Origin of the sequence: Flavobacterium sp. KBS0721, from assembly GCF_002007065.3 — a bacterium.
GTDB classification, from domain to species: Bacteria; Bacteroidota; Bacteroidia; order Flavobacteriales; family Flavobacteriaceae; genus Flavobacterium; species Flavobacterium piscis.
Genome location: NZ_CP042170.1, coordinates 4,588,614 through 4,601,877 on the forward strand (window position 1 = coordinate 4,588,614; position 13,264 = coordinate 4,601,877).

Here is a 13,264-nt window from a genome sequence, read left to right on the forward strand (position 1 = left end):
AGATAAGTTATTGTATGTGAGATCTATTTATTTCGCGCCTTTTTATGGTATGAAATATATTTTTTTTTAAAGTAATAATCTTCTTTTTTATATTGAAAACCAATAGTTACATATTTTCGTATATTTTATAAAATCAAGCTCTTAAAGCTTGTAAAATAGAAGCTTTAAAAGAATTTCGTACTCAAAATAGTACGTTTCGTTGATTTATAAAATGACTGATGTATTTTTACAAAATAAACAAAATTTGTAGTAAATAATTAGCAAAATAACATTTCGACTAAATATTTTTAGTGCTAATAGCGCATATATTCAAAAAAGTAATAATATTGTCCAAGTTAACAAATTATTATCTCAATGTCTCTAAATTCTAATTCTGACCAAAGCAAACTCCTTTACGAGTTATCGCAAGGGAATGAACTGGCGTTTACAAAACTGTATAATGAATACAAAAATATTGTTTTTTCTACTGCTTTAAAAATAACAAAATCCAGAATGTTAGCCGAAGAAGTGGTTCAGGATGTCTTTTTGAAAATCTGGCAAAACCACGAAAATCTGGCTGAAATTACCAATATCGAAAACTATCTTTTTATTATTTCCCGCAATCATATTTTTGACATGATCAAGAAAATTGCGAGAGATACCTCTTTAGTTGTTGATTCGAATTACAAAAGTACATCGACAAATGATACTGAAGATGCTATAAAAGACGATCAATACAATATTATCTTAAATCAAATTGTTGATCAGCTTCCGCCACAACAGCAAAAAATCTACAAAATGGCAAAATGGGATGGTTTAAGTCATCAGAAAATTGGTGAGGATTTGGGCATCTCTACAGAAACAGTAAAAAAACATATGGCTCAGGCGCTGAAATTTGTTCGCACAAAAATTTCGCCTTACATGAATATGTTCATGACATTTTTTTTATTTTTTAAAATGTAAACTTTCGGCCACAGCTAAAAAAGCTCTTTTATATTATTTTACATTTTTTTTACATTTTTTTCACTTTCGACTACTCCTTCCCTATTTTTCAATCGTCTTTATAATAAAGATCATTACTTAACATAGGTTTATCTTCTATTTTAACAAGATCCTTGCATTAAAACAAAAACAAAAAACAACCCAGGTTTACTATTATAAACGATTACTAACTCACAATCAAAACGCAAATGCAACAAATAGTATTTGAAGAATTATTCGAAAACTACCTGCAGAATAATTTATCTGAGGCAGAACAACAAAAGCTGATGGAAATTATCCAGTCAGGCACGCATGATGATTTTATAAAAGAAAAGATTCAATCCATGATGAAGGAAAATCAGAATGTTGAAATTCTGGATAAACAAAAAAGTGATGATATCCTGAATTTTATTCTTTCTCAATCATCAGCTCCTAAGGTTATTTCGATTCATGATAATAAAAGATCTTATAGAAAAATTGGAAGAACGCTGGTTGCCATTGCCGCAGCGATCACCATTTTATTTGCTTTAAGAACTGCTTTTGTTTATGAAAATGTACCCAATGCCATAAAAACAAAAGAAGAAAATATAGAGAAAGAGAGTTCGGTTTTGGCATTTAACGGAAAACAGCTTATTCGTTTACCAGACGGAAGTACGATTATCCTTAACGATAAGAGCAGTATTACCTATGACCAAAATGATTTTGACAAAGAAACCAGAGAAGTTACTTTATCCGGAGAAGCTTATTTTGATATAAAAAGAAATGAGAAAAAACCATTTATAGTACATACGGGAAAAGTAAGTACAAAAGTTTTAGGAACTGCCTTTAATATCAATGCTTACGACACATCTGACAATATCGAAGTTACGGTTGAACGTGGTAAAGTACAAGTGGGAGATGTTAAAAAAACTTACGGTATAATCACGCCTAACCAGCAAATAAAGGTGAACAAAAACACTTTGGACTTCGAGCAAAATAATATTAAAATCGAAACTGCAATCGCCTGGAAAAGTAATTACCTGATTCTGGATGATATCAATATGGAAGAGGCTGTTGCGCTAATTTCTCAAAAATATAAAGTCTCGATTGTATTAGAAAATGAAAATATTAAAAAATGCAGAATTACTGCCAGTTTCTTAAACGAAGAAGATTTAGATCATGTTCTAAAAGTAGTCTGCAGTGTAATCGAAACCACATATCATTATAATCAAAATAACGCCATTGTCCTGGAAGGGAAAGGCTGCGAATAGAACCAAAACGGAGTATTAACCTTTTTAAAAACGATATAAAAACTAGCTAAAACCAAAATAAAAAAGCCATCTAGCTCCTACACCAGATGGCCGCGATTCTTAATAATTAATTCCAGTAACCATTAAAAAACATGCAAATTTATGAAATTACGCTGTAAAACAACCATGTTTGACAGGGAAAAGACATCTACGTCTTTTTTTAACCTGTCAAAAAAAACCATTATGATCATGCGAATCAGTTTATTCCACATTTTCTTACTGACCTGCGGCACGCACATGGTCTTTGCCAATGAAATGAGCGGTCAGAATCTGGAAGCGATATCTGTTGATATTGAACTTCATAATCAGGATATTAAAACCCTTTTTAAAACGATTGAAAATAAGACAGGATTACTATTTGCTTACCAGCCACAGATCATAAAAGATTTCCCTAAAGTAAGTACTCCAAAAGGACGCCGCAGTGTAAGCGATATTTTGAATAGTGTACTTCAGGGCAGCAATTTGGTCTACAAACAAGTAGATAAAAATGTAGTCATTTATAAAAAAGAAAAGTCTAAAACTGAAGCCGAAACAGAAACAAGTGTTGCTAAAAAAGAAAATTCAGATGATGCTGATTATATGCTGTCAGGAAAAATTCTTGATGAAAATGGTCAGCCTTTACCAGGTGTCACTATTTCGCTTTTAGGCGGAAACAGACAAGGTGTTTCTGATTTCGACGGACAATTTTATGTTCAGCTTCCATCAGGAAAACATACACTGAGAATATCTTATTTAGGATATAAAACACAGGATATTACGGTTGAAAACCAAGTATCTTTCACGATCAAAATGCAGCCCGATTTGGCTAAATTAGATGAAATTGTAATAATTGGTTACGGTACCACAACCAAAAGAACTTCGACAGGATCTGTAGTGAAAATTACAGCAGAAGATATCGAAAAACAACCGGTAACCAATATTTTACAAACACTGCAAGGAAGAACTCCGGGGGTATTTGTAACCCAGACATCCGGTTATGCAGGATCTGACATGAATATCAGTATTCGTGGAAGAAATTTTATTGCCGGAAACAATTTACCTCTTTATATTGTTGATGGGGTTCCCTATATTGGAGATGACATTAAAGAACAGGTTCAGGATCAAAACGTTATTAGAGGTGCTCAAAAATCGACCAGTCCTCTTAATATCATCAACCCAAATGATATAGAAAGCATTGAGATCTTAAAAGATGCAGATGCTACGGCAATTTACGGTTCAAGGGGAGCGAATGGCGTGGTATTAATCACGACCAAAAAAGGAAAATCAGGAAAAACAGAATTTACTGTAACTACCAATTCAGGAGTTTCTGAAGTAGCTCATATGGCAAAAACATTAGGCACGCCAGCGTATTTAAACATGCTGCAAACGGCATTAACCAATAATGGTGATGTTGCTGATGTTGATAGCAACGGTATTGCTATTACAGATTGGGACCCGAATGCACAAACGAACTGGCAGAAAAAATTAATAGGCGGAACAGCTAATTTTAATAATTATTCTGCGTCATTAAGAGGCGGTAATGACACCACAAATTTTCTTTTAAGTGGTACTTATCACAAAGAAACTACTGTTGTACCGGGAGATTTTAGTTATGACAAATTTTCTACCAACTTTAATATCAATCACAGTACACTGGATAATAAATTAAAAGTTGGAGCTTCTGTAATTTTTGCAACAGACAACAATAAACTGCCCTTTTTTGATATCACAACTTATGCAGTAGGTACAGCTCCTAACCGTCCGTTGTACAATGCAGATGGCAGCTATTACTGGTCTCCGGATTATTTTAGCGATATTAATCCGCTTGCTGCTTTAGAGAAAAGAGTAGACGATAAAGGAACGAACTTAATTACAAGTTTAAGTCTTCAGTATGAGATTGCAAAAGGGTTTTCTTTTAAAACAGATCTTGGATACGGAAGAGCTCAAATGCAGACCAAACAATTCATGCCGGCATCTGCAAGTAATCATGTTTATGCCGAAGCCAATGGCATGGATATGAACTTTCAAAGATCGTATACTGTTTCGACAAACAATACCAATAATTTTACTGTAGAGCCTCAGCTGAATTATACAACTGAATTATGGAAAGGAAATCTTACGGCTCTTGTAGGAGGTTCATGGCAGAACAGAAAATCAGAAATGCCATCTTACGTTAGTTCAAGCGGATATAGTTCAGACAATTTAATTGGAAATCTTGGAACTGCAGAAAACATAACCGCTAATAACGGAAGCGCAGAATATAAATACATTTCTCTTTTCAGCAGACTTAACTATAATATTGACAATAAATACATTCTGAACATTAACTTTAGAAGAGATGGTTCATCCCGTTTTGGAGCTAATAATCGTTTTGGAAACTTTGGTTCTGTGGGTGCTGCATGGGTATTTACTCAGGAAAAATTCTTAAATAGCCTTAGCTGGCTGAGTTTTGGAAAACTGCGTTCGAGTTATGGAGAAATAGGAAGTGACGAAATTGGAGATTATCAATATGCTGAAACTTTTGACACTCGTAATTATGGTGACGGAAATGCTTCTATGGCGGCGGCCAGAATTGCAAATCCTAACATCAAATGGGGATTAACAAAGAAATTTGAAGCTGCTCTTGATTTAAGTTTCCTTAATGACCGTATCTCTTTTACTGCTGCTTATTATAAAAATACTTCTAGTAATCAATTGGTAAATTATACACTTAGTGCGCAGGCAGGCTTTACAACTTATACGGCAAACTTACCTGCAAAAGTTGAAAATCAAGGTTGGGAATTTACTCTTGCTACGACCAATATTCATACTAAAAACTTCAACTGGTCAACGTCCTTTAATATTTCGACCAATTCAAATAAGTTAGTATCATTTCCTGGTATAGAATTCACCAGCTATTACTCGCAATATGTTGTTGGAAACCCTTTAGGCGGCAGGTATTTGTATAATTATACCGGTGTAAATGCCAATGGAATTGCTCAGTTTGAAGATCTAAACGGAGACGGAAGAATTTCTACCGGATATGCTGAAACCGGCAGAGGTGACAGAAAATATGCAGGACCATCTTATCCTCAATATTACGGGGGAATCTCGAATACAATAAGTTATAGAGCTTTTACACTTGACTTTTTGTTTCAATTCGTAAAACAAGATGGTACGACTTTACTGTCTTCTACTGGTGCTCAGCCGGGTTATCCTTATTCAACAGCGAATTTTCAGGTAGACGAGTACAATGATTATATCGCACAAGGAAATGTTTTAAGTTCAGGTTTTCAAAATAGTTTTTTCAATTATTTAGGATCAAATGCTTCTATTGTAGATGCATCGTATATCAAACTTAAAAATGTAAGCGCTTCTTACCAGATTCCTTTAGATGAGGCAACAAAGAAATATTTACAGAGTATTCGCCTTTCGGTTCAGGGACAAAACTTAGTAACATTTACTAAATACAAAGGCCTGGATCCTGAAACGCAGGGATTGGCTTTGCCTCCATTACGTACAATTACTTTGGGAACTCAGTTTACATTTTAAATCTAAAAAATCATGAAAAATATTTCTATAAAATATACCTCTATATTTTCGTTTTTTCTTTTATTAGGAATTACAAGCTGTGATAATGCTCTTGATGTTGATCTTCCCAGCAATCAATTATCATCAGAAAGTGTTTATGCTTCAGAGCCAACAGCTGAGGCTGCTGTAAACGGAATCTACCAAAGCATGGTTGCCGATTTTTTTTATAACAGAGTACATACTGTTTTAGGAGAAACGGCTGATGAATTAGTGCCAAGAACAGGTATTGCCAATATTTACAGTTCGAATGAAATTCCGGAAACTGACGGAACTATAAACGCTAACTGGGGCGAATTATATAAAACTATTTATAACGCAAACAATGTAATCGAAGGGCTTACTAAAAGCACATCTATTAATGCCGTAAAAAGCAAACAATGGATTGCCGAAGCTAAATTTCTAAGAGCGTATTCTTATTTTTACCTGACCAATCTTTGGGGCAATGTGCCGCTGGTACTTACTACAGATGTAGATGTATCGGCATTGTTACCGCAATCTTCGCAAGAAACTGTTTATGCGCAAATTTTGCTGGACTTAACCGATGCATCAAAAGATCTTCCTACAGATTATAAAAATTATGATCAGGAAAGAATCAGAGCCACCAAATGGGCGGCAGAAGCTTTATTAGCAAGAGTAAATCTTTATTTAGAAAGATGGAATGAGGCTTCAAGCCACGCATCTGCCGTAATTAATGAAACTGGCACTTATGGCTTAATTACCGGATTAACAGACACTAACAGTCCTTTTATTGCAGATAATAAAGAGTCTATTCTTCAAATACCGTATTTTAATGTTGATTATACTTACGAAGGATCTTCTGTATTTACAACCGGCGGTACTTTATTACTAAGAAAAGGCAATGCGCTTTTTGAAACCGGTGATGCCAGAAAAACAAACTGGACTATTGACATTAATGACAGATTGGGCGTGTTTTTAGGGATTGCACCTCGTAAATATCAAAATGATTTTGGGGACTCTCCTTCTGAGCGCTCTACTCTGCTTCGATTAGCAGAACTTTATTTAATACGTGCCGAAGCCAGAGTAAAATCGAATGATATTACGGGAGCTCAGCAGGATATTAATGCAATTCGAAACAGAGCCTTACTAGACAATACTACGATAACAAATCCAAACCAATTGTTAGACTTAATTGCTCTTGAGAGACAACGCGAATTCTTTGCAGAAAACGGACATCGCTGGCTGGATCTTAAAAGAACCGGAAAACTAGATGAAACACTCTCTGTTTTATCTAATAAAATCTGGAAATCTACGGATAACTTATATCCTATTCCGGAGCCGGCAATTCGATCTAATCCTTTCTTAAACCAAAATTCTGGATACTAATAAATAAAATAAACGCAAGAATGTTACTTCAAAAAACATTCTTGCGATTTTTAAAAAACACTATGGAAACAACAATTGTAAGAGTTGAGGACTTGTCACATCAATACAGTAAGGATTGGGCAATACAAAATATTAGTTTTGAAATTAAAACAAATCGAATTTTAGGTCTTTTAGGATCAAATGGCGCCGGAAAATCAACTACAATGAATATTCTTTGCGGCGTTTTAAACCAAACCAAAGGAAACATTTTTATTGATGGAATTAATCTAAAAGAAAATCCTGTCGAAGCCAAAAAACTAATTGGTTTCCTGCCACAAACACCACCACTACATTTGGATTTAACGGTAAATGAATATTTGATTCATTGTGCAGAACTAAGACATGTAAAAAAAGAAGATTTAAAATATGCTTTAGAGAAAGCCAAAGAACAATGCGGTATTGCACATTTCAGCAACCGATTAATCCGAAACTTATCCGGAGGTTACAGACAACGTGTAGGTATTGCTCAGGCTATTATTCACGAACCTAAACTGGTCGTTTTAGATGAACCAACGAACGGACTGGATCCTAACCAAATATTGGAAGTTAGAAAATTAATCAAAAAAATATCAAAAGACAAAGCCGTTATTTTCTCCTCACACATTCTGTCTGAAGTTCAGGCAACCTGTCAGGACATCAGAATGATCGAAAACGGACATATGGTTTTTTCGGATACACTTGATGCTTTTAATAATCACATCGAAGCAGACAAATTAACGGCAAGTTTTGAAAATCCGCCGGCTCTTGAAGCATTAACAGATATTCCTGAAATTACAGCTGCTATTTTTCTGTCTCCAAAAAAAGTACAGATCACCTTTACCGGAACCCAGGAAGTTGCGGAGAAAATTATTTCGCTAAGCGTTTATAACAACTGGAAGTTGAGAGAAATTCAATTTGAAAAAGTATCTCTGGACGAAATTTTTGCTCAATTATCTAAAAAAGCCCCTTCTAAAAACGCTATTCTTTCTTAAAAAACAAACAAATGAAAACAATATACAGAATCGCTAAAACAGAACTCAACACGATGTTTTATTCGCCAGTTGCCTGGGTCGTTTTAGTCATATTTTCAATCCAGTCAAGCTGGAAATTCTTTGACTCTCTGGAAAGGTTTGAAAGATCTCAAAAAATGGGAGAAGGAATGAGTAACCTATCACAAATATTTTTTTCAGGTTTCAGTGGATTATATACTGAAATGCAGAATTACTTGTATTTATATGTTCCGCTTTTAACAATGGGTTTAGTAAGCCGCGAAATCAACAGTGGTTCTATCAAACTTTTACTTTCATCTCCTATTAAAATCAAAGAAATTGTATTAGGCAAATATTTGGCCATTGCCGCTTACTGTCTTTTGTTTGTTGCTATATTGGGACTACAAGTTACAATTGCGTATTTTTCTGTTGATAATTTAGATCTAAAATTTGCTGTTTCAGGCCTTATTGGTTTGTATTTACTTGTTTGTACCTATGCTGCAATTGGTCTTTTTATGTCTTGCCTGACCTCATATCAGGTTGTTGCAGCCATTAGTACATTGGTAGTTTTAGCCGGACTAAATTTTATTGGTAAATTATGGCAGGATGTCGAATATGTAAAAGATGTTACCTATTTTCTCTCGATTGCAGGTCGTGCCAATGAAATGCTTGAAGGTCTTATTATTAGTAAAGATGTATTGTATTTTATATTGGTAAGCAGTCTTTTTATTGGCTTAAGCATTTACAAATTACAAACCGGAAGAGATGCACAACCCGTTTCTAAAAGAGTTTTAAAATATGCACTACTAATAAGTTTTGTTTTGGTTCTGGGTTACATTACTTCAAGACCTCCATTGACATTGTATCACGATATGACCCGCAATAAAAACAGAACACTAACCAAAACGAGTTTAGACATTGTTAAAAAAATAGAAGGTCCTATCAAACTTACCACTTATGTAAACTTATTAGATATCAATTATTTTACGGTTATGCCGTACTCTCAAAACCAGGACATTTCGAGTTTTGAAAACTACACTCGTTTTTTGCCTCAAATGGAAATGGAATACGTGTATTATTACGACACATCAAACAATGAAGCTTTATATGCACAAAACCCAGGACTGAATGACAAACAGCTTGCGGATAAAATGATTGAAACTCAGAAATTAAAGTTTAAAAAATTATACTCTCCTGAAGAAATTAAAAAAATCATTGATCTGAAACCGGAACAAAACCGAGTAGTCAGAACAGTTGAATACAACGGAAAAAAGACGTTTTTACGAATGTATGACGACTTGTTTAAAGCTCCGTCTGAAAAAGAAATTTCGGCAGCTTTAAAACGATTGGTAGTTCCTGCACCTAAAATTGTTCTAGCAACAGGAAACATGGAACGAAGCGTAGACAAAACTGGAGATAAAAATTACAAAACCGGATTTAATGAAATTTCATTTCGATATTCTTTAATCAATCAGGGATTTGATGTTTCTTCTGTAGATATTAATGCGCAGAATATTCCGGAACAAACTGGTATTTTAATTATTGCCGATCCAAAAACACAATTGAGTCAGGGTGCAATTGACCGTATTACCAAATATATCGACGAGGGAAAAAATGTAATGCTTTTGGCTGAACCTGATACCAATTCGGCTTTAGCTGCCATAACAGATAAATTAGGAGTAAGTTATACCAAACAAACGCTGGTTCAGGAAAGCGAAACCAACTCTCCGGATTATTTAGTAACCGATCTTCAAAAAAATACAGATCTTATTAAGTTTAGTGAAACCAAAAACGATAATCCAATTCCGCTTTTAGGAAGCAGCGGAATCAAGATCACGAAAGAGGCCGGATTTAAAGTTACGCCACTTTTAAAAACCAATAATCAGCCTGCATGGGAATCTCAAATGGGAATTACTTCCGTTTCCGAAGAGTTGAAGAAACAGCCTTCTGTAACGGGGATTCCTCTGGTTGTTGCACTAACAAGAAACATTAACGGAAAATTTCAAAAAATAATTGTTGCCGGAGATGCTGATTTTATGGGTAATGCAGAGTTAAGCCGGGGTGGTTCAGGAACATTTCAGTTTATGACTGATATTTTTAGCTGGTTTAGCAATTACGAATTTCCAATCGATACCTCTCGTCCGGAAAATACAGATAAAAAAATAACAATAAATGCCAATCAGGTTTTCATCAATAAAATTGTATTTATTGGGTTATTTCCTTTATTGATCGTATTAAGCGCCGCTTTTATATTAATTAGAAGAAACAGAAGATAAAAATCATCAAAATGTATACTAAAAAAAATATCATCATAGGCATTTTAGCGCTCTCTCTTCAGGGTGCGTTTGCTCAATTCAAAACGAACATTCCGCTGGATAATAATGTGACAACCGGCAAACTAAAAAACGGATTAACGTATTATGTCCTGCACAACGAAGAGCCAAAAGACAGAGCTAGTTTTTACTTTGTTCAAAACGTTGGCGCTATACTCGAAGACGACAATCAAAACGGATTGGCGCACTTTCTGGAACATATGGCTTTCAACGGAACGGAACATTTTAAAGGAAAAGGAATTATTAAAATGCTGGAAAAAAACGGTGTAAGTTTTGGTAAAGACATCAACGCTTATACCGCTCAGGATGAAACTGTTTACAATATTAGCGGTGTTCCGGTTTCGAACCAAAAACTCATCGATTCTACTCTTTGGGTTTTGCACGACTGGTCTGGCTCTCTTTCTTTAACAGATACTGAAATTGATGCAGAAAGAGGTGTAATCAGGGAAGAATGGAGAACCCGAAGAACAAGCGGTTTTCGTTTAAAAATGCAGACAGATCCTGTTTTATACAAGGGTTCAAAATACAGTAAAAGAGATGTTATTGGTGATTTAAATATCATCAATAACTTCAAATATCCTGAATTGCGCAATTACTATAAAAAATGGTACAGACCAGATTTACAGGCCGTAATTATTGTGGGAGATATCGATGTAAAAGCAATGGAGCAAAAAGTAAAAACCATATTTTCAGGTATACCTTTGGCTAAAAAAGCCGCTGCCAGAACTTATACAGAGATTCCAAAACATGATGAATTGTATTTTGGAACGGCATCAGACAAAGAAGCTTCTTCTACTTCTATTACACTTCAGTATGTTCTTGATGAGCCTTTACTAAAAGACAGCATCGTGACGCGCAAAAATGTGATGAACTCTTTTTATACCAGTATTTTAAACAATCGTTTCAGAGAATTAATCCTGAAAAACCAAGGTTCGGCATTAAACTTAAAAACTTATTTCGAACCAGTTTCAAGATTAAATACGTCCTTTAATATTTCGGCTTTAGCCAAAAAAGGAAAAACAATTCAGGCTTTTGAAGACGCGTATACTGAGGCAGAACGCTTAAAACGTTTTGGTGCCGCACAAGCCGAATTAGACCGGACAAAAAAGATTTTCATAAGTTCATACGATGATTTTATCAGTAATAAAGATAAAGTCGACAACGACAGCTGGGCAGATAAACTGACGAATTATTTCCTGAAAGCAAAACCATTTCTTTCTCCTGAAGATGATTATAAATTGACTGTTGGTATTATTAAAAGCATCACTTTGGAAGAATTGAACGCTTACGCGAAAACGATCCAGAAACCTACCAATCAAGTAGTTTTAGTGACAGGTTCTGATCAGGATAAAAATGATTTCCCAAACAAAGAAGCTGTTGTTAATGTGATGAAAAAGGTTGAAAGTATGACTTTAGAACCGTACACCAAAAAAGAAAACAATTCGCCTTTAATCGAAAAAGAATTAAAACCTGCAGCTATCAAAAAGACATTTGAAGTAGCCGGAATTAAGGATGCAAAAGGTTATATTTTGGAAAATGATGCAAAAATAATTGTACTTCCAACAACGTATTCAAAAGATCAGATCACCTTTTCGGCATTTTCAAAAGGCGGTAAATCGTTGGTAAAAACACAGGATTTGGCTTCCGCCGAAATTGCAACAACATTGGCAAGATCTTCCGGTTTGGGCAATTTTGATAATATAGGTTTAAAAGAAAAACTAACCGGAAAAGTAGCGCAGGCTGCCCCTTTTATTGGCGAAAATACGCAGGGTTTTCAGGGAAGCTCCAACAAAGCCGACTTCGAAACCATGCTGCAATTGCTTTATCTTTCTTTTGAAGCGCCACGTTTTGATCCTAATATTTTTAGTATTCTAAAAGAGCAGTATAAAAACAATCTCGAAAATATCAAACAAGACAACGGAAACACTTTTAAGGATACTATTGAGCTGGCCAATTCTAATTACAACCCGCGTACATTTATATTCAACGAAAAATTCCTTGAAACTATTGATCTTAAAAAAGCAGAAAATATTTATCGTGACCGCATAAAAAACGCTGCCGATTTCACTTTCATCTTTGTTGGAAACATTCCGGATTCGGCCTTAGAACTGATTCAGAAATACATTGGAAACATTCCATCAAATCCGGCTTTAAAGGAAAATTATGTCGATCATAATATTGCACCTAAAAAAGGAAAAACCGAAGTTCATTTCACACGTCCGATGGAAGTTGCGAAAACAACCGTTTATTTAAACTTAACTGGAACGATAGAATACAGTAAAGAAAATGCTTTGTCGATGTATGTTATCGGCGAAATATTATCAAAACGATTCCTGCAGACGATTCGCGAAGAAGAAGGCGGCAGTTATGGCGTAAACGTGGGCGGAAATCTGGAAATAATTCCGAAACCAACTTTTAGTCTTGCCCTGACTTTTGACTGTAATCCTGATAAAGAAGAAAAATTAATGCAGATTGTATGGAAAGAATTAAACGATTTAAAATCAAATCCGGTTAATACAAATGATTTGGAAGACATTAAAAAAGCACTTTTAAAAAACAGAGAAGAATCACTTAAAACCAATTCTTTCTGGAACAACACACTTTATAACAACAGTTTAAATCAGATTCCATTTTTACAGGATGAAGAATATAAAAATTTAATTTCTAAAATTAATCAAAAAACTATTCAGCAGTTTAGTAAGCACGTTTTGGATAGTTCTAGTAGTGTCGAAGTTATTATGAGCCCTGAAAGTAAATCAGGTAAGTAAAACTTTAGAATACA

At 34.7% G+C, this 13,264-nt stretch carries 7 protein-coding genes; all 7 read left to right on the top strand.

All coding sequences use genetic code 11. The features are described from left to right. The first annotated feature begins 354 nt into the window (after window positions 1-354). The 7 genes from B0M43_RS19445 to B0M43_RS19475 all read left to right on the top strand — a co-directional run bounded on the left by B0M43_RS19445 (window position 355) and on the right by B0M43_RS19475 (window position 13,250). Window positions 355-942 (top strand): RNA polymerase sigma factor, encoded by a 588-nt coding sequence (locus B0M43_RS19445; RefSeq protein ID WP_078007821.1) that lies wholly within the window; start codon window positions 355-357, stop codon window positions 940-942. Between the two features lie 227 nt (window positions 943-1,169). Then, the gene (locus B0M43_RS19450; RefSeq protein ID WP_078007822.1) at window positions 1,170-2,210 is read left to right on the top strand and encodes a FecR family protein; all 1,041 of its coding nucleotides are present in this window, start codon (window positions 1,170-1,172) and stop codon (window positions 2,208-2,210) included. 228 nt (window positions 2,211-2,438) lie between these two features. Then, window positions 2,439-5,759, top strand: a complete 3,321-nt coding sequence (locus B0M43_RS19455; RefSeq protein WP_168199964.1) for a TonB-dependent receptor — start codon at window positions 2,439-2,441, stop codon at window positions 5,757-5,759. A 12-nt stretch (window positions 5,760-5,771) separates the two neighbouring features. After that, on the top strand, window positions 5,772-7,142 hold the full coding sequence (locus B0M43_RS19460; protein ID WP_078007824.1) for a RagB/SusD family nutrient uptake outer membrane protein: 1,371 nt from the start codon (window positions 5,772-5,774) through the stop codon (window positions 7,140-7,142). A 62-nt stretch (window positions 7,143-7,204) separates the two neighbouring features. Beyond that, window positions 7,205-8,152: an ABC transporter ATP-binding protein gene (locus tag B0M43_RS19465; RefSeq protein ID WP_078007825.1), complete on the top strand. Its 948-nt coding sequence runs from the start codon at window positions 7,205-7,207 to the stop codon at window positions 8,150-8,152. A gap of 11 nt (window positions 8,153-8,163) precedes the next feature. After that, window positions 8,164-10,425, top strand: coding sequence for a Gldg family protein (locus tag B0M43_RS19470; protein WP_078007826.1), 2,262 nt, complete (start codon window positions 8,164-8,166; stop codon window positions 10,423-10,425). 11 nt (window positions 10,426-10,436) lie between these two features. Then, on the top strand, window positions 10,437-13,250 hold the full coding sequence (locus B0M43_RS19475; protein ID WP_078007827.1) for a pitrilysin family protein: 2,814 nt from the start codon (window positions 10,437-10,439) through the stop codon (window positions 13,248-13,250). Window positions 13,251-13,264 lie beyond the last annotated feature (14 nt).